This window comes from Cellulosimicrobium sp. 22598, from assembly GCF_052044445.1.
In the GTDB taxonomy this organism is placed as follows: Bacteria; Actinomycetota; Actinomycetes; order Actinomycetales; family Cellulomonadaceae; genus Cellulosimicrobium; species Cellulosimicrobium cellulans_G.
Genome location: NZ_JBQEMZ010000014.1, coordinates 1 through 17,852, shown reverse-complemented (window position 1 = coordinate 17,852; position 17,852 = coordinate 1). Strand labels below are relative to the sequence as shown.

General features: G+C 74.6%; 17 protein-coding genes and 2 tRNA genes. 11 read left to right on the top strand and 8 right to left on the bottom strand.

The features are described from left to right. Positions 1-229 precede the first annotated feature (229 nt). Positions 230-874, top strand: coding sequence for a mycothiol-dependent nitroreductase Rv2466c family protein (locus ACTJIY_RS15220; RefSeq protein WP_374614559.1), 645 nt, complete (start codon positions 230-232; stop codon positions 872-874). 164 nt (positions 875-1,038) lie between these two features. Further along, a complete protein-coding gene (locus ACTJIY_RS15215; RefSeq protein WP_440674597.1) occupies positions 1,039-2,220 on the top strand; it encodes a hypothetical protein in 1,182 nt (393 codons plus the stop codon). Positions 2,221-2,323: 103 nt separating this feature from the next. On the opposite strand, the gene ACTJIY_RS15210 is transcribed toward ACTJIY_RS15215, so the two are convergent. After that, positions 2,324-4,378 carry a M13 family metallopeptidase gene (locus tag ACTJIY_RS15210; protein WP_440674598.1) on the bottom strand — a complete coding sequence of 685 codons (2,055 nt, stop codon included), beginning with the start codon at positions 4,376-4,378 and terminating at the stop codon, positions 2,324-2,326. Between the two features lie 60 nt (positions 4,379-4,438). On the opposite strand from ACTJIY_RS15210, the gene ACTJIY_RS15205 reads away from it, so the two are divergent. Both ACTJIY_RS15205 and ACTJIY_RS15200 read left to right on the top strand, forming a co-directional pair. Further along, positions 4,439-4,900, top strand: a complete 462-nt coding sequence (locus ACTJIY_RS15205; protein WP_087471678.1) for a ribose-5-phosphate isomerase — start codon at positions 4,439-4,441, stop codon at positions 4,898-4,900. A 1-nt stretch (position 4,901) separates the two neighbouring features. Beyond that, positions 4,902-5,939: an Fpg/Nei family DNA glycosylase gene (locus tag ACTJIY_RS15200; protein WP_440674599.1), complete on the top strand. Its 1,038-nt coding sequence runs from the start codon at positions 4,902-4,904 to the stop codon at positions 5,937-5,939. A 3-nt stretch (positions 5,940-5,942) separates the two neighbouring features. Here the strand turns inward: ACTJIY_RS15200 and ACTJIY_RS15195 are convergent, their stop codons facing one another. Then, positions 5,943-7,283, bottom strand: a complete 1,341-nt coding sequence (locus ACTJIY_RS15195) for a GNAT family N-acetyltransferase (protein ID WP_440674600.1) — start codon at positions 7,281-7,283, stop codon at positions 5,943-5,945. Positions 7,284-7,349: 66 nt separating this feature from the next. On the opposite strand from ACTJIY_RS15195, the gene ACTJIY_RS15190 reads away from it, so the two are divergent. Next, the gene (locus tag ACTJIY_RS15190) at positions 7,350-7,778 is read left to right on the top strand and encodes an MGMT family protein (protein ID WP_440674601.1); all 429 of its coding nucleotides are present in this window, start codon (positions 7,350-7,352) and stop codon (positions 7,776-7,778) included. Positions 7,779-7,828: 50 nt separating this feature from the next. Here ACTJIY_RS15190 and ACTJIY_RS15185 read toward each other — a convergent pair whose 3' ends face one another. The 6 genes from ACTJIY_RS15185 to ACTJIY_RS15160 all read right to left on the bottom strand — a co-directional run bounded on the left by ACTJIY_RS15185 (position 7,829) and on the right by ACTJIY_RS15160 (position 12,753). After that, a complete protein-coding gene (locus ACTJIY_RS15185) occupies positions 7,829-8,878 on the bottom strand; it encodes an LLM class F420-dependent oxidoreductase (RefSeq protein WP_440674602.1) in 1,050 nt (349 codons plus the stop codon). A gap of 256 nt (positions 8,879-9,134) precedes the next feature. After that, positions 9,135-10,151, bottom strand: a complete 1,017-nt coding sequence (locus ACTJIY_RS15180; protein WP_440674603.1) for a DUF1648 domain-containing protein — start codon at positions 10,149-10,151, stop codon at positions 9,135-9,137. Then, positions 10,148-10,501, bottom strand: a complete 354-nt coding sequence (locus ACTJIY_RS15175; protein ID WP_253051226.1) for a GntR family transcriptional regulator — start codon at positions 10,499-10,501, stop codon at positions 10,148-10,150. The genes ACTJIY_RS15180 and ACTJIY_RS15175 overlap by 4 nt, the downstream gene beginning before the upstream one ends. A 92-nt stretch (positions 10,502-10,593) precedes the next feature. Continuing rightward, on the bottom strand, positions 10,594-11,181 hold the full coding sequence (gene epsC, locus ACTJIY_RS15170; protein ID WP_290445066.1) for a serine O-acetyltransferase EpsC: 588 nt from the start codon (positions 11,179-11,181) through the stop codon (positions 10,594-10,596). 43 nt (positions 11,182-11,224) lie between these two features. Beyond that, the gene (gene cysK, locus ACTJIY_RS15165; RefSeq protein WP_087471685.1) at positions 11,225-12,160 is read right to left on the bottom strand and encodes a cysteine synthase A; all 936 of its coding nucleotides are present in this window, start codon (positions 12,158-12,160) and stop codon (positions 11,225-11,227) included. A 522-nt stretch (positions 12,161-12,682) separates the two neighbouring features. Next, positions 12,683-12,753 (bottom strand) — tRNA-Gly (locus ACTJIY_RS15160). Positions 12,754-12,946: 193 nt separating this feature from the next. Here ACTJIY_RS15160 and ACTJIY_RS15155 point away from each other — a divergent pair. The 6 genes from ACTJIY_RS15155 to ACTJIY_RS15130 form a co-directional block, all read left to right on the top strand. After that, positions 12,947-13,020: transfer RNA gene (locus ACTJIY_RS15155), tRNA-Pro, on the top strand. An 85-nt stretch (positions 13,021-13,105) separates the two neighbouring features. Next, on the top strand, positions 13,106-14,062 hold the full coding sequence (locus ACTJIY_RS15150; protein WP_440674604.1) for a DMT family transporter: 957 nt from the start codon (positions 13,106-13,108) through the stop codon (positions 14,060-14,062). A gap of 109 nt (positions 14,063-14,171) precedes the next feature. Next, positions 14,172-15,581 carry a trigger factor gene (gene tig, locus ACTJIY_RS15145; protein WP_440674605.1) on the top strand — a complete coding sequence of 470 codons (1,410 nt, stop codon included), beginning with the start codon at positions 14,172-14,174 and terminating at the stop codon, positions 15,579-15,581. A gap of 258 nt (positions 15,582-15,839) precedes the next feature. After that, positions 15,840-16,487 carry an ATP-dependent Clp protease proteolytic subunit gene (locus tag ACTJIY_RS15140; protein WP_087471688.1) on the top strand — a complete coding sequence of 216 codons (648 nt, stop codon included), beginning with the start codon at positions 15,840-15,842 and terminating at the stop codon, positions 16,485-16,487. Between the two features lie 37 nt (positions 16,488-16,524). After that, positions 16,525-17,241 carry an ATP-dependent Clp protease proteolytic subunit gene (locus tag ACTJIY_RS15135; RefSeq protein ID WP_353708095.1) on the top strand — a complete coding sequence of 239 codons (717 nt, stop codon included), beginning with the start codon at positions 16,525-16,527 and terminating at the stop codon, positions 17,239-17,241. A 213-nt stretch (positions 17,242-17,454) separates the two neighbouring features. Beyond that, positions 17,455-17,852: ClpX C4-type zinc finger protein (locus ACTJIY_RS15130; RefSeq protein ID WP_440674606.1), on the top strand; the 398-nt coding region annotated here is incomplete at its 3' end.

The window sequence follows — 17,852 nt, the reverse complement described above, 5'->3', positions numbered from 1 at the left end:
TCTCCTCGGTCTCGGGTCGGGCCGGGCGGCCTCGACGGCGGCCTGTGGGCCACGGAGATCATCCCACGGGTGCCCGCGCCCGCCCCCGGGAATACCGTCCGGGAATACGCTGCGCCCGCCCGGTGTCGAGACTGGGTGGGCGACGGCGTCGGCCGTCCGCGCGCGCCGCCCTGCCACTCCGGCGACCCGGGTCCACCGGGCGCCGCCCACGACGAAGGAGACCCGTCCCGTGACCCTCACCGCGACGACCGACACCACCGCGACCGAGGACGCCGTGCGCGTCGCCGACTTCTGGTTCGACCCCGTGTGCCCGTGGGCGTGGATGACGAGCCGCTGGATGGGTGAGGTCGAGCAGGTGCGCGACGTCACGGTCCGCTGGCACGTCATGAGCCTCGCCGTCCTCAACGAGGGCCGAGACCTGCCGGAGGAGTACCGCGAGCTCATGGAGAAGGCGTGGGGTCCGGTGCGCGTGGTCACCGCCGCGCGCGTCGAGCACGGCGAGGAGGTCGTGAAGCCCCTGTACGACGCGATCGGGACCCGCCTGCACCCGGGCGGCCGCGACGACTACGACGCGGTGCTGGCGGAGGCGCTGGCCGAGGTCGGGCTGCCCGCGTCGCTGGTCGACGCCGCGGGCTCCGACGCGTACGACGCGCAGCTCCGGGCGTCGCACGCCGAGGGGATCGGGCGCGTCGGGGAGGACGTCGGGACGCCGGTCGTCGCGTTCGGCGACACCGCGTTCTTCGGCCCGGTCGTGACGCCTGCCCCGAAGGGCGAAGCCGCAGGTCGGCTGTGGGACGGGTGCGTGCTCGTCGCGAGCACGCCCGGCTTCTTCGAGCTGAAGCGCACCCGGACCCAGGGTCCCGTCTTCGACTGACCTCGTCGGCCCCGGGACCTCGACGGCGGGACGGTCGGGCCGCCGGCGGGGTTCGACCCGCACGGGTGCGTCGTGCCATGCTTCGTCAGGTTGCGGGCGGTGTCAGGAGCGCCCGCCGCCCGGTCGTGCCGGGCGAGACCGACGAGGAGCCCGCGAGGAGCCGCATGTCCCCGAACGCACCCGTGCCACCGCCGCCGCCGCCCCCTGGCGGCGTGCCGGGGCCCGCGGGCGGTCGGGACGACGCGCAGCCGACCCAGGCGTTCTCCGGCCCGTTGCCGGGCGCCACGGCGGCGCCGCCGTCCTTCGCGCCGACGAGCGGGCCGACGGCCCAGGCGCCTCGCGCGACGCCCGCGGACGGGCAGCCGACCGTCGTCGCGTCGTCGTTCCAGCCGACGAGCGTCCAGCACGTCACGCCGATCACGCAGCTCCCGACGGCGGCCCAGCCCGCGGTCCCCGCGCCGTCGCCGGTGCCCCCGCAGCGGGTGCGCTATGCGACCGAGCAGAACGGGTTCGGCGTCGCCGCACCCGTCGGGACCGCCGCGAGCCGACCGGCGTACGCGCCGGCGGACGCCGCGCCGGCCGGCTATGCGCCGACGGGCGCGTACGCGGCGTCCGGCGCCCCGGCGTACGAGCCCGCGGCGCAGGCGGGCTACGCCTCGGCCGCACCCCAGCCGCCCCAGCCGGCCTACCACCCGCCGACGTCGGTCGCGCCGACCGCGGCCGCGCCCCGTGCGGGCGCGGGCGGGTCGGGCGCGACGCCGCGACCGCCCGCCGGGCGCGGCGGGGGCCACGGTGGCGGCGGCCGCAGGTCGGACCGCCTGAGCCCCGGGTGGATCGCGTTCATCGTGGTCGACGCACTGCTCGTCATCGGGGCGATCGTCTTCGCGATCTCCCTGCTCGGGGGCGGGGGCGACGATCCGGCGGGCGACGCGACGCCGCCTCCGTCCGCGACCGCGACGGAGGGGACCGCGGAGACGCCCGCCGCCGAGCCCACCGTGTCCGAGACGTTCGCGTCGGAGTCGCGCAACATCACGTGCGAGGTGACCGACGTCAGCGCGACGTGCGTGATCGCCCAGCTCGGCACCCAGCCGGCCCCCGTGGCGGGCTGCGACGGCACGGTCGGGTACAAGGTGGTCCTCGGCGCCGACGGCAGCGTCGAGCAGCCCTGCGTGCCGACGGCCGAGCAGCCGCAGCCCGCGCCGGGCGACACCGCGGTCCTCGACTACGGCACGTCCAAGACGGTCGGCCCGTTCACGTGCGACAGCGCCGAGACGGGCATGACGTGCCGTGACGACGCGACGGGCAAGGGCTTCACGATCGCCCGCGCCGGCATCCGGACGCTCTGAGCCGCCGAGAGCGGCTCCGACCGAGCGAGAGACTGGACGGTCCCGGCATGCACGAAGGGCCCGCGGCGGGTGAACCGCCGCGGGCCCGTCGTGCTCCCTCACGTCACCAGATGCGCACGCGCTCCTCCGGAGCGAGGTACAGCGCGTCACCGGGCTGCACGTCGTAGGCCGCGTAGAACTCGTCGACGTTGCGGACGACGCCGTTGCAGCGGAACTCGTTGGGGGAGTGCGGGTCGGTCGCGATCCGCCGCACGACCTCCTCGTCGCGGCCCTTGGACTGCCACACCTGCGCCCAGCCGAGGAACACGCGCTCGATGCCCGTGAGCCCGTCGACGACGGGCGCCTCCTCGAGCGGCCGGCCGAGCGCGATCCGGTAGGCCTTGAGCGCGATCGACAGACCTCCGAGGTCGCCGATGTTCTCGCCGATGGTCAGCGCGCCGTTGACGTGCGGCCCGTCCTCGCCGAGCTGGGCGGGGCGGAACGCGTCGTACTGGGCGATGAGCGCCTTGGTGCGCTTCTCGAACTCCTCGCGGTCCGTCGTCGTCCACCAGTCCTCGAGGCGGCCGGCGCCGTCGTACTTGGAGCCCTGGTCGTCGAAGCCGTGGCCGATCTCGTGGCCGATGACCGCGCCGATCCCGCCGTAGTTCACCGCGTCCTCGGCCTCCGGGTCGAAGAACGGGGGCTGGAGGATCGCCGCGGGGAAGACGATCTCGTTCATGCCGGGGTTGTAGTACGCGTTGACGGTCTGCGGGGTCATGAACCACTCGTCGCGGTCCAGCGGCCTGCCGATCTTGCCGAGCTCGCGGTCCTGCTCGAACGCGTGGGCGCGACGCACGTTGCCGACGAGGTCGTCGGCCTCGACGACGAGCGCGGAGTAGTCGCGCCACCTCACGGGGTAGCCGATCTTCGGCGTGAACGCCTCGAGCTTGGCGAGCGCCTTCTCCTTGGTCTCCTCCGTCATCCAGTCGAGCGTGGCGATGGACTCGCGGTACGCGGCGACGAGGTAGGCGACGAGCTCCTCCATGCGCGCCTTGTGGGCGGGCGGGAAGTGCCGGGCGACGTACTGCGCGCCCACGGCCTCGCCGAGCGCGCCCTCGACGACGGAGACGCCGCGCTTCCAGCGCTCGCGCACCTCCTGCGCCCCCGAGAGCGTGCGGCCGTAGAAGTCGAAGTTGGCCTCGACGAGCTCGTCCGTGAGGTACGGTGCGCGGGCGGTGACCAGGTGGTACACCATCCACAGCTTCCAGTCCTCGAGCGGCTCGCTCGCCCAGAGCTCGGCGAACCCGGTCGCGAAGTCCGGCTCGCGGACGACGACGTCGTCGAGCGACCCCTCCGGCGCCCCGAGGGCGAGGACCCAGCCACGCCAGTCGAAGCCGGGGGCCTCGTCGACGAGCGCCGCGAGCGTCCGCGGGTTGTAGGTGAGGTCGGCGTCGCGGTCGCGGACGACGTCCCAGTGCTTCGCGGCCAGCCTCGTCTCGAGCGCCAGGACCCGCTCGGCGGCGTCCTCGGGCGTCGCGCCCCAGGTCTCGGCGGTGACGCCCGCGAGGGCGAGCATGCGCGCGACGTGCGGCACGTACTTCTCGCGCACCGGCGCGTACTGGTCCTCCCGGTAGTACGCCTCGTCGGGCAGCCCGAGCCCGGACTGGTAGAGGTAGGCGACGTAGCGCTCGGGGTCCTTGGCGTCGTTGTCCACCCAGAAGCCGACGGCGCCCGCGCCCCCGGTGCGCTGGAGCGCGCCGAGCACGCCGGTGAGCTCCGCCTGCGTCGTCGCGGACGCCACGAGCGCGAGGTCCGACTGCAGCGGGGTCGTGCCGAGCGCCTCGATCCGGTCGGTGTCCATGAAGCTCGCGTACAGCGCGCCGACCTTCGCGGCGTCCGCGCCGACGTCCGCCGCGCCCGAGGCCACCTGCGCCCCGAGATCGGTGATGATCTCGCGCACGTGGACCTCGGCCTGGTCGTGCAGCGCGCGGAACGCGCCGTCCATGGCGCGGTCGGCGGGGATCTCGTGCGTCGCGAGCCAGCGCCCGTTGACGTGGCGGTACAGGTCGTCCTGCGGTCGGACGGCGGGGTCCAGCGCGCCCAGGTCGATGCCGGAGCGCGCCGCAGCGGACGTGCCGGAGGCGGACGCGGTCGTGGACGTCGGGGAGGTCTGTGTCATGCGTCTCAGGCTACGGCCTCCCCCCGACGTCCAGGGGTCCCGCTGGGGCATGATGGGGCCATGCGCGTTCACATCGCCGCGGACCACGCGGGCTACGAGCTCAAGACCCATCTCGTCGAGCACCTCGAGGCCGCGGGGCACGACGTCGTCGACCACGGGGCCCACACGTACGACGCGCAGGACGACTACCCGTCCTTCTGCTTCGCCGCGGGCGAGGCCGTCGCGGCGGAGCCGGGCTCGCTCGGCGTCGTCATCGGCGGGTCGGGCAACGGCGAGCAGATCGCCGCGAACAAGGTCGTCGGGGTGCGCGCCGCGCTCGCGTGGAACCTCGAGACCGCGCGCCTCGGCCGCCAGCACAACGACGCGAACGTCGTCGCGGTGGGCGCTCGCCAGCACTCGGTCGACGAGGCCGTCGAGCTCGTCGACGCGTTCCTCGCGGAGCCGTTCAGCGGGGACCCGCGCCACCAGCGCCGGATCGACCAGCTCGCGGCGTACGAGACGACGCGCGGCGCCTCCGCCTGACGTGCCGGAGGGTCATACCGTCCACCGGCTCGCGCGCGCGTTCGGGGAGCTCTTCACGGGCGAGACGCTCGCGGTGAGCAGCCCCCAGGGCCGGTTCGCCGCGGGCGCGGCCGTGCTCGACGGGCACGTGCTCGTCGCGAGCGAGGCGTGGGGCAAGCAGCTCTTCCTCGGCTTCGCCGACCCGGCGCGCGCCGCGGTCGGGACCGCCGGCCGGCCCGACGACGTGCGCTGGCTCCGCGTCCACCTCGGCCTCTACGGGGCGTGGACGTTCGCGGGCGACGGCAGCACCGCCGTCGTGCACGCGATCGGGGCGCCGCGGCGCCGCATCGGCGAGCGCGAGACCGTCCCGGCAGGCCCGGGTGCGGCCGCCGCGGCGGGGCCTGACGACGCGTGGTCGCCCCCGCCGCCGCGCGGGGCCGTGCGGGTCCGGCTCGTCGGCGCGCACGCCGTCGCGGACCTCACCGGGCCGACGGCGTGCGAGGTGATCACGGGCGAGGAGAAGCGGGCCGTCGAGGACCGGCTCGGCCCCGACCCGATCCGCGACGCCGCGCCCGCCGAGGGCGACCCGCGCGAGGAGTTCGTGGCCGCGGTGCGGCGCTCGCGCAGCGCCGTCGGGCTGCTGCTCATGAACCAGGACGTCGTCGCGGGCGTGGGCAACATCTACCGTGCGGAGTCGCTGTTCCGCGCACGGCTCGACCCGATGCGGCCGGGTCGTGACGTGCCCGCCGAGGACCTGCGCGCGCTGTGGGACGACCTCGTCGTGCTCCTGCGCGACGGCACCCGGACGGGCGCCATCGTCACGACCCGGCCGGAGGACCGCGACGGCCCCGGCGTCGAGCCGCCGGACGGCGCCGACGGGTCGCCCGGGCGCCGCCGCGTCCGGCAGAACACCGACGAGGCGCCCGACGCCGTCCCGGCGGAGGACGCGTTCTACGTCTACCACCGGGACGGGCTGCCGTGCCGCGTGTGCGGCACGCCCGTGCTGCTCAAGGAGCTCGCCGGCCGCAACCTCTACTGGTGCGGCGCCTGCCAGGCCTGACGTTCAGAAGACCCAGCTGCACACCGGGGCGACCGGCCAGCCGAACGCCGCGCTCGCGCGGGCGAGCGCGCCGGGTGAGTGCTCGGTGACGAGCCCCGCCGCCGCGAGGGCCGCGAGCGAGGTCCCACCGAGGTAGGCGGCGCCGAGCTCGCGCACGTCGAGCGAGAGGTCCGCGGCGTCCTCCGTCCGCTCGGCCACCGCGTCGCCGAACGCCGGCGCGCGCAGCCGCCAGCGGCCCGCGTTGTCCGGCAGGCGGTCGTCCGTCACGTGCACGACCAGGTCCACGTCCGCGGCGTAGCGGCGCGCGGCGAGCGCGGCCGGCACGTCCACCACCCGCACCCAGAGGTTGTCCGCGAGGCGCGGCGACGCCGAGCGCGGGTCCACGAGGAGGCTCGTCACGACGTCGTCCACGGGCAGCATGAAGGGCGTCACCTCGTGCGTGAGGTCGAGGTCCGTGAGCACGCCCCACAGCGCGCGCGCCGCCGCGGCGTCCAGCGCGACGACCTCGCCCGTGCTCACCGGGCCGCGCGGGCCCGTGACCTCCCAGGACAGCTTGCGGTGGAACCGCGCGTACCCGCGCGGCTCGCCGTCGAGCTCGACGATCGCGATCCGCGTCGGCTCGCGGTCCTTGCGCCACACCTTCGCGTCGTCCCAGAACGTGGCCTGGAGCTCGGGCGTCTCGCGCGTCGCCCAGCCCGGCCGGTTGATCCCCGCGCCCTGGCCCGTCGGGTCCGTGCCGGCGCGCTCGTGGAGCGTCGCGACGAGCTCCTGGTGCCGCGACCGGTCGGCGCGCTCGATGCGCACGGTGTGGCGGTCGGCGCCGGGGACGTCGCGCAGCGCGACCCCGCGCGGGACGGTGAGCCGGACGTCGTCCGCGGCCTTGCCGTAGCCGAAGCGCCCGTAGATCGCCGCCTCCGCGGCGAAGAGCGCCGAGAGGGGCTCGCCGCGCTCGCGGCACCGCGCGAGGTGCGTGTCGATCATCGCGCTGAGGATCCCGCGGCGGCGGTGCGCGGGGTGGACCCCCACCCACGTCAGTCCCGCGACCGGTGCGGTCGCCCCCGGCACCGGGAACCGCGCGAACGGGTACGACGCGTGCATCGCGACGAGGTCGCGGCGCACGGGGCGCGCGCCGTCGACGGGCGGCGCGTCGTCGACCTCGTGCTCGACCGTCACGCCGAGCGTGCGCTCCCACGTGAGCGGGAACGGGAGGTCGACGAGCTCGTCGACCTCGACCGGGGACGGGAACGTCGTCGTGTCCAGCTCCAGCACGTCGCGCAGGTCGGACGCGGAGAGAGGGACGAGCTCGTAGCCGTCGGGGAGGCGTGCGGGGCGGTGGTCGCTCATGGCCTCGATCCTCCTGTCTCGGCACGCGTCGCGCCAGGACAAATGCGGCGGCTAGGGTCGGGGACCATGGCAGGGCTCGAGGCGGGACGCACGCACGGCCGGACGACGGGGCGCACCGCCGGCGCGGGCACGGAGACCGACCGCACGGCGCTCGCGGCCGAGTACGCGGGCGCCGTGCTCGCGCTCGTCCGGCGCATCCCGCCGGCGCGTGCCATGACGTACGGGCTCGTCGCGGAGATCGTCGCCGAGGCGCTGCACCGCGGTGGCCCGCGCCAGGTCGGGCAGGTCCTCGCGGGATCGTCCGGCGTGGACGACGACGGCGCACCGGTCCCGTGGTGGCGCGTCGTCAACGCGGCCGGCTCCCCGCCGGCGCACCACCTCGACGCGGCGCTCACGGAGCTGCGCGCCGAGGGGTGCCCGCTGTCGCGCGACGGTCGCCGCGTCGACCTGCGCCGCGCGGTCTGGTTCCCCGAGGACGACGCCCCCGGCCGTTGAGCGCTGGGTATCTGTCGTCGAGGCTCCGAGGGACGACAGATACCCCGCACTCATCGCCAGGGTGGGGCCGCGAGGAGCGGGGCGAGCGTCTGCACGGCCGTCGCGTCGCCCTGGACGAGGAGCGTCGTGACCGCGGTCTCGCGCCACGCGGCGAGGTCCCGGGCGATCTTCTCCGGCGGGCCGACGAGCGCGACGTCCTCGACCATCGCCGTCGGGACGGCGGCGGCCGCGAGGTCCTTGCGCCCGGCGAGGTAGTGCGCCTGGATCTCGTCGCACGCCTCGGCGTACCCGAGGCGGTCGAGCGCGTCGCGGTGGAAGTTCGCGCCCTTGGCGCCCATGCCGCCCACGTAGAGCGCGAGGAACGGGCGCACCTGGTCCGCGGCCTGCTCGACGTGCTCGCGCACGACGACGGGCACCGTCGCGCTCACCTCGAACGTGGCCTCGGGGGAGCGCTCGGGGGCGCGGCGCGCGAAGCCGTCGGCGAGGAGCTCGCGGAACGTCGCGTCCATGCGGGGCGAGTAGAAGAGCGGGAGCCACCCGTCGGCGATCTCGGCCGCGAGCGCGACGTTCTTGGGCCCCTCCGCGGCGAGGTGGATCGGGAGGTCCGCGCGCAGCGGGTGCACGGTCGAGCGCAGGGGCTTGCCGAGTCCCGTGCCCGCGCCGTCCGGCAGGGGGAGCGGGTAGTGCGGTCCGGACGACGTCACGGGTGCCTCGCGGCGCAGCACGTCGCGCACGACCTGCACGTACTCGCGCGTGCGGGCGAGCGGGCGGGCGTACGGCTGCCCGTACCAGCCCTCCACGACCTGCGGGCCCGAGACGCCGAGCCCGAGGACGAACCGGCCACCGGAGAGGTGGTCCATCGTCAGGGCGGCCATCGCGGTGGCTGTCGGGGTGCGGGCGGAGAGCTGCGCGACGGCGGTCCCCAGCCGGATCCGGGAGGTGCGCGAGCCCCACCACGCGAGCGGCGTGAAGGCGTCGGAGCCGTAGGCCTCCGCCGTCCACACCGAGTCGACCCCCAGGCGGTCCGCCGCGACGATCGCGTCCTGGATGCCGTCCGGGGGACCGGCCGACCAGTAGCCGGTGTGGATGCCGAGACGCATGCGGGCTCCTCCTCGTCGAGGGTCGTCGTACGGGTGCGCCCGCGTACCGGGCACCGGCGGCGTGCCGGGGCGTCGAGCGCGGGGACGGGACGCGGGCGGTACCCGGTCGCGTGCCGGGCAGGGGTATCCGGTACGCGGAGTCTCGGGTACCGCCCGGCTCCAGACTAGCCGATCCGCCGCCGGTCGCGGGTGCGCCCGGCCGCGGCCGCACCGGCCGCCGGGCCGACGCGACAGCGCGGCACGTCGGGACCGAGGGTCAGCGGCGTGCGCGGTCGGCGAGGGTGTTGAGGAGCGCCGCCGCGGTCCCGGCGTCGTCGACCGTGACGACGAGCGCGCGGCCTCCCGTGCGCTCGACGCGCAGCGACTCGCCGGCCCGGACGACGACGCCGACCGCGCCGCCCCGGCCGGCGCGCCAGCCCCAGCCGCCGAAGTCGCGCAGCGGCGAGACGTCGACGACGTCGGCCCGCACGACCTCGTCCGCGGGGACGCGCGTGCGAGGGAACCCCAGGGTCGACCGGACCGACAGCCCGCCCTCGTCCACGCGCACGACCCACGACATCATCGCGGCGAGCAGCAGCCCCAGGACGACCGGCACGAGGAGGAGCGCCCATTCGCGCAGGACGAGCGCCAGGACCGTGGTGAGGACGATCGCGCCGATCGCGACGAGCACCGTCGGCCCACCGCTCACGCGCCCGACCCACGCGGCCCGCTCGCCCGGTCGGAGCGCGACCCGGGGCGCGTCGGCGGGGACCCCGGCGTCGGTCGGGGCCGGGCGGTCGCCCGGCACCAGCGCCCCGACCGCGACGCCCACGAGGAGCCCGACGCCCAGCGCGATCGCCGTGACGGGGCCCAGGCCGCCGACGTCGCGCGCGTCGGCGAGGCCGCGCTGGATCCAGAGCGACCCGAGGCTGAGGGCCGCGAGCATGACCGGCAGCCCGACGGTGACTCCCGCGGCGACCCGCCGGTTCGCGGCCGACCGCCCGAGGAACGCCGTCATCGCGGCGAACCCCGCGGAGGCGACGAGTCCCAGGGCCGCGCTCCCCGCGACGGCCGCACCGAGCGACGCGAAGCCGTCGGCGCCGCTCGTGCCCCAGTGGATCGCCACGGGGTCCGGGAGGTCCGCCGACCAGCTCAACGCGACGATCGCCGCGACCACGGTGACGACCGCCCCCGCGGCGCCGACGAGGAGCGCGAGGGCACGGTGGTCGTCCGGGCGCGGGCGACCGTCCTCGGTCGGTCGTCCGGGGGAGCGGCGCGGGGCGGCTCGGGTCATCGGAGGGCCTCCTTCACGAGGGTCAGGACGGTCTCGGGCGGCAGGGCGAGCGCGCGGGCCTCGGCCGCGACGCGGTCCACCGCCGACCGCAGCGACGCGAGGTCGACGGCGGGCGGCGCGTTGACGACGGCGCCGCGCCCGCGGCGGAGGTCGACGAGGCCCTCGTCGCGCAGCTCCTGGTAGGCGCGCAGCACGGTGTGCACGTTGACGTCCAGCGCCTCTGCGAGCTCGCGGGCCGCGGGGAGCCGCTCGCCCGGGGCGAGCCGCCCCTGGACGACGCCGAGGCGCACCTGGGCGACGAGCTGCGCGAACAGCGGCTCGTCGGCCTGCGGGTCGATGCGGAACATCACGAGCCCAGTCTAGTTGTTCTAGCGAAACTAGAACAATATGGTCCGACGAGAGGGCCGCCGTCGTGCCCGACGGCGGCCCCGTGCCCGTGCGCTCAGATGACGTACTCGATGAGGAGCGACGGGTCCTCGACGGCGTCCCGCGCCGCGGGCGCGCCCGCGGGCATCCGGACCGTCGCCGGGACCCCGACCGCGACCGCGCCGGCCGGCACGTCCTTGACGACGACGGCGTTGGCCCCCACCTGCACGTCGTCGCCGACCCACACCGGCCCGAGGATCTTCGCCCCCGCCCCGACGACGACGCGGTCCCCGAGCGTCGGGTGCCGCTTGCCGCGCTTCATCGACCGCCCGCCGAGCGTCGACGTGTGGAAGAGCACGACGTCGTCGCCGACGACGGCCGTCTCGCCCACGACGACCCCCATGCCGTGGTCGATGAACAGGCGTCGGCCGATGCGCGCGCCGGGATGGATCTCCACACCGGTCAGCGCGCGCGCCACCTGCGACACGAGACGCGCCGGCAGGCGCAGCAGGGGCTCGCGCCACATGCGGTGCGCGAGCCGGTAGGCCCACACGGCGTGCACGCCCGGGTACGCCAGCGCGACCTCGAGGCGGCTGCGGGCGGCGGGGTCCCGCCGTCGGGCCGCCTCGAGGTCCTCGCCGAGCACGCGCGCGAACCGGCGCAGCCGGTAGCCGACCGCGCGGTGGTGGGGTCGAGGGTCGGTCACGTCAGTCCAGCAGGTCGGAGTACAGGATCGTCGAGAGGTAGCGCTCGCCGAAGTCCGGCACGACAGTGACGATGAGCTTGCCCTTGTTCTCGGGGCGCTTGGCGAGCTGGATCGCGGCCTCGATGGCCGCACCCGACGAGATGCCCACGAGGAGGCCCTCCTCCTTGGCCGCGGCGCGCGCGGTCGCGACCGCGGTCTCGGCGTCGATGTCGATGACCTCGTCGTAGACCTCGCGGTCCAGGATGTCGGGCACGAAGTTCGCACCGAGACCCTGGATCTTGTGCGGCCCGGGCTGGCCGCCGTTGAGGATGGGGGACTCGGCCGGCTCGACCGCGACGATCCTCACCTCGGGCTTGCGCTCCTTGAGCACCTGCCCGACGCCGGAGATCGTGCCGCCGGTGCCGATGCCGGACACGACGATGTCGACCTCGCCGTCCGTGTCGGCCCAGATCTCCTCGGCGGTCGTGCGGCGGTGGACGTCCACGTTCGCCGGGTTGGCGAACTGGCGCGCCAGGATGGCGCCCGGGCGCTCCGCGGCGATCCGCTCGGCGGCCGCGACGGCCCCCTTCATGCCCTCCGAGCCCGGGGTGAGGACGAGCTCGGCGCCGTAGGCGCGCAGGAGCGCGCGGCGCTCCTTCGACATGGTCTCCGGCATGGCGAGCACGACGTTGTAGCCGCGGGCCGCGCCGACCCACGCCAGCGCGATGCCGGTGTTGCCCGACGTGCCCTCGACGATCGTCCCACCCGGCTGGAGCTCGCCCGACGCCTCGGCGGCATCGATGATCGAGACGCCGATGCGGTCCTTGACCGAGTTCGCCGGGTTGTAGAACTCGAGCTTCGCGACGACCGTGGCCTCGAGGCCCTCGGTGAGCCGGTTCAGGCGCACGAGGGGCGTGTTGCCGATGAGCTTCGTGGCGTCGTCGTAGATGCGTGCCATGTCTTCCTCTTCTGTCGACGGCTCGGGGTGAGCCGGGGTGGGGGTACCGATCAGGGGACGTGGGCCGACGCGGTCCGTGACCAGGATGCCCAGCGTCTCGCGGGGACGCTGCGGGCGCACGGGCGCGACGGCGGGGGTGGGCTCGTGCGGACGGGGCGGCCTGATGCGGCGCGGAGCTGCGCGGGGTCGGCGGCGGGTCGTCAGCGACAGCCGAGACAGCGACAACAGGAGACGCGCGACACGGCGCGGTGCAGCGGTGCGGGACGCGCGATCGTCGCGGTCATTCCTCGCTCCTCCTGGTCGGTCGCGCCGCGGGTGCCCGACGGTCCGGGCGTGCGGGCAGCGCGTGTGCCCCGAGGCTATCGGTCCGCGTCGGGACCCTGCAACGCCGTCCACGAGACGGTCGTCCGGCCCGTGGACGGTCGTGTGCGGGCGAGACGACGACGGGCGCCCCGCCGGCCTGGCGGGACGCCCGTCGTGACGTGCGGGAGCGACGGTCGGGACGGAGCCCGAGCAGTCCGGAGCGGGCGACGGGAATCGAACCCGCGTAGCCAGTTTGGAAGACTGGGGCTCTACCATTGAGCTACGCCCGCGCGGGCCGTGGAACCGCGGCCCGGGCTCCTCGGCAGGAGGAGCGAGGGCCGGCGCGGCGCCGACCTGCGGCCGCAACCTTAGCAAACGTCGGTGGCGCGGACGTGCCGCCCACCTGCGGAAGCGGTCGCGCGCCGACGAGGACGACCCGCTCCCGCCAGTACACTTGCCCTGGCCCGCCGCCGCAGCGGGCGACGGGGTGTGGCGCAGGTTGGTAGCGCGTCCGCTTTGGGAGCGGAAGGTCGCAGGTTCAAATCCTGTCACCCCGACCTTCGCGCGGCGCCCCTCCGGGGGCGTCGTGGGGCGTCGACGACGTCCGGGCCGCGTCGACGGCCTCGTCCTCGAGAGGTGCCCGTGACCTTGTCCACGCCCGCGGCCGGACCCGCGACCCGCGTCACCCTCGCGGCGCTGGTCGCCGCGGGCAGCGGCGCCGTGCTGTCGCTCCAGGGGCGCCTCAACGGCGACCTCGCCGCGGCGGGGACCGGCCCCGTCGTCGCCGCCTGGCTCTCCTACGTCGGGACCCTCCTCGCGACCGTGCTCGTCGTGCTCGTCCGCCGGCGCGCCCGGTCCACGCTCGACGTCCTGCGCGCCTCCGCGTCCTGGTGGTGGTTCGCGGTCGGGCTGTGCAGCGTCCCGATCGTCGTCGCCATGGCCGCCGGGGTCCCGCTCGTCGGCGTCGCCGTCGCGTCGGTGTGCTCGGTCGCGGGCCAGACGGTCGCCGGTCTCGCGCTCGACGCGCGCGGCGTCGGCCTCCCCGCGCCGCTGCGGCTCACGCCGCGCCGGGCCGCCGCCGGCGTCGCGGCGCTCGTGGGTCTGGGTGTCGCGGTGCTCGGCGGCGCGACGACCGACGCGGGGTGGGGCGCCGTCCTCGCCGGTGTCGCCCTGTTCGTCGGCGGCGCGGTCCTGTGCGGGCAGCAGGCCGGGAACGGCCGGGTCACGCAGCTCACCGGCGACCCGGTCGTCGCGACGCTCACCTCGGTCACGGGCGGGCTCGTGGGCATCTCCGTCGTCTGCGCGCTGGCCGCCGTCCTCGGCGGGCTCGACGGCGTCGCGCTCCCCGGGCGGTGGTGGCTCTACCTCGGCGGCCCGTTGGGGACGCTCGTCACCGTGGCGGCCGCGTACGCGGTGCGCCACCTCGGCACGTTCGTCCTCACGCTGACGGTCGTCGGCGGCCAGATGGTCATGGCCGTGCTGCTCGACGTGCTCGGCGTCGTCGGGCTGCGGTGGCAGACCGTCGTCGCGACCGCCGTCGTCGGGCTCGCGGTCCTGCTGGTGGTCCAGCGTCGCCCGGGCGCTCGCTCGTCGGCCTGACCACGACGCTTGACCGCTCGCGTACGATAGGACGGTTGCCCGTACGTCCGCGTGCGGAGCCGTCCCCGGCCGCACGCCGGCCCGCCCCGATCAGTTGGAGACCATCGAAGTGAAGAGCGCCGTCGAGACCCTGGACCCCACCAAGGTCAAGCTGACCGTCGAGGTGGAGTACGACGAGCTCAAGCCGAGCATCGAGCACGCCTACAAGCACATCGCGGAGCAGGTGAACATCCCCGGCTTCCGCAAGGGCAAGGTCCCGCCGCGCGTGATCGACCAGCGCGTCGGCTGGGGCGCCGTCATCGAGCACGCCGTCAACGACGGCCTCTCGGGCTTCTACCGCCAGGCCGCCAGCGAGGAGAGCCTGCGCCCGCTCGGCCAGCCCGAGGTCGAGGTCACCGAGATCCCGGCGAAGGCCGGCGAGGGCCAGCTGGTCTTCACCGCCGAGGTCGAGGTGCGCCCCGAGATCACGCTGCCCGCCCTCGACTCGCTCACCATCACGGTGGAGCCCGCCGAGGTCACGGACGAGGACGTCACCGAGCGCCTCGACGCGCTCCGCGAGCGCTTCGGCACCCTCGTCGGCGTCGACCGCCCCGCGGCCGAGGGCGACTTCGTCGTGCTCGACCTCAAGGCCGAGATCGACGGCGAGGAGGTCGACTCCGTCTCCGGCGTCAGCTACCAGATCGGCTCGGGCAACATGCTCGAGGGCCTGGACGAGGCGCTCACCGGCCTCTCGGCCGACGAGACGACCACGTTCACCGCGCCCCTGGCCGGTGGCGAGCACGAGGGCAAGGAGGCGTCGGTCACCGTCACGGCCACCTCGGTCAAGCAGCGCGACCTGCCCGAGGCGGACGACGACTTCGCCCAGCTCGCGTCCGAGTTCGACACGCTCGAGGAGCTCACCGCGGACCTGCGCGAGCAGGTCGCGAGCATCAAGACCTCGAACCAGGCCGTCGCCGCCCGTGACGAGCTCCTCAAGGCGCTCAACGACGCCGTCGAGATCCCCGTGCCGTCGGGCGTCGTCGAGGCCGAGGTGCACCGCCACCTCGAGTCCGAGGGCCGGCTGGAGGACGAGACGCACCGCGCCGAGGTCACCGTCGAGGCGACCGACGCCATCCGCAACCAGATCCTGCTCGACACCCTCGCCGAGCAGCTCGAGATCAAGGTCGCGCAGAACGAGCTCCTCGAGTACCTCGTGAGCGCGTCGCGCCAGTACGGGATGGACCCGAACCAGTTCATCCAGTCGCTCGACCAGGGCGGGCAGATCCCCGCGATGGTCGGCGAGGTCGCGCGCTCCAAGTCGCTCGCCGTCGCGCTGCGCCAGATCGAGGTCAAGGACTCGGCCGGCGCCGTCGTCGACCTCACCGAGTTCATCGGCTCGGACGACGAGGACGCCGCTGCGGACGAGTCGGTCGAGGACGTCGCCGCCGAGCCCGTCGAGGAGGCGCTCGTCGACGACTCCGCCGACGCCGCCGCCGAGGCGCCGGTCGCGGACGACGAGAAGGACGCGACGAAGGCCTGACACGTCGCCGGCCGGTCGGCCGGAGCAGGTCCCACGACGGCCCGCACCCTCCGCGCGAGGGGGCGGGCCGTCGTCGTGCCCGTGCCGTGCCGGCGCGCGCCGGCCACCTGGTGCGCCGTCAGCGAAAACGCGCGCTGTCGGGACGAACGCCGGGCACGGACCGCGTTAGGGTCACTGCAGCACGGCCGGACCGGGACACCCTCCCGGCACCGGCCAGGGCAGCGCAGGCGGGGGCGACCCGCGGGAGCGACGAAGGAGATGGAAGTGAACGAGCTGTACCTGCCGTCCGACGCGACGGCCCCGGTCAACCGCGCCGAGGGTCCGGGCTTCGGACTCAACGACTCCATCTACAACCGGCTCCTCAAGGAGCGCATCATCTGGCTCGGCTCGGAGGTGCGCGACGAGAACGCGAACGCCATCTGCGCCCAGATGATGCTGCTCGCCGCGGAGGACCCGGAGAAGGACATCTGGCTCTACATCAACTCGCCCGGCGGGTCGATCACGGCCGGCATGGCGATCTACGACACCATGCAGTACATCCAGCCCGACGTCGCGACGATCGCGATGGGCATGGCGGCCTCGATGGGCCAGTTCCTGCTCTCGTCCGGCACCAAGGGCAAGCGGTACGCGACGCCGCACGCGCGCGTCATGATGCACCAGCCCTCGGGCGGCATCGGTGGCACCGCGACCGACGTGCGCATCAACGCGCAGCTCATCATGCACATGAAGCAGGTGCTCTCCGAGCTGACGGCCGAGCAGACGGGCAAGCCGCTCGAGCAGATCCTCAAGGACAACGACCGCGACAGCTGGTTCACGGCCGAGGAGGCGCTGGAGTACGGCTTCATCGACCACGTCGTCACCAACGCGTCGTCCGTGACCGGCGGCGGCGGCACCACGGGTTCCTGACCCCGCACCGGACACCAGACTTCACCGAGGAGAACCCGTGAGCTTCAGCGCCGAGTCCCAGTACCTGTCCACCGCGCAGCGCCTCGCCGGCGCGGGCGCGCGCCCCGGCGGCATCGCCCTGCCGGGTGGCGCGCCGTCGGCGCGGTACGTCCTCCCGCAGTTCGAGGAGCGCACCGCGTACGGCTTCAAGCGGCAGGACCCCTACACCAAGCTGTTCGAGGACCGCATCATCTTCCTGGGCGTCCAGGTCGACGACGCGTCCGCCGACGACGTCATGGCCCAGCTCCTCGTGCTCGAGAGCCAGGACCCCGACCGCGACATCATCCTCTACATCAACTCGCCGGGCGGGTCGTTCACCGCGATGACCGCGCTCTACGACACGATGCAGTACATCAAGCCGCAGATCCAGACGGTCTGCCTGGGCCAGGCGGCGTCGGCCGCAGCGGTCCTGCTCGCCGCCGGCCAGCCGGGCAAGCGCCTCGCGCTGCCGAACGCGCGCGTGCTCATCCACCAGCCCGCGATGGAGGGCGGCGGCTACGCGCAGGCGTCCGACATCGAGATCCACGCGAACGAGCTCATCCGCATGCGCGAGTGGCTCGAGGACACGCTGGCCCTGCACTCGGGCAAGTCGGTCGAGCAGGTCCGTCAGGACATCGAGCGCGACAAGATCCTCACCGCCGAGCAGGCGAAGGAGTACGGCCTCGTGGACCAGGTCCTCGAGAGCCGCAAGGCCGTCGCGGTCAACAAGCCCTGACCTGACCGCCCGGACCGCTCGACCCTCACGCCGCGCCGCCGTCCCCCGCCCGGGGCGGCGGCGCGACACGTTGCACCCCGTCCGGGGAGCCCACCTGACAACGGGGGCCCCGTGGTGTGGAATGGGGAGCAGGACTCGCTCGGCCGTGCCCGGGCCCCGCGCCGTCGATCCCGACGGCGGGAGGCCCCGGGCACCCGGACAAGGAGACGCGTAGTGGCTCGTATCTCAGACGGCGCCGACCTGCTGAAGTGCTCGTTCTGCGGCAAGTCGCAGAAGCAGGTCAAGAAGCTCATCGCGGGCCCCGGTGTGTACATCTGCGACGAGTGCATCGACTTGTGCAACGAGATCATCGAGGAGGAGCTCGCCGAGGCGACGGAGCTCGGCCTCACGGAGCTGCCCAAGCCCAAGGAGATCTTCGAGTTCCTCGAGCAGTACGTCATCGGCCAGGACGCCGCGAAGCGGGCCCTGGCCGTCGCCGTCTACAACCACTACAAGCGCGTCCAGGCGGGCGAGCAGTCCAAGCCGTCGAGCCCGGACGACCCGGACTACGTGGAGCTGGCGAAGTCGAACATTCTGTTGATCGGTCCGACGGGGACGGGCAAGACGTATCT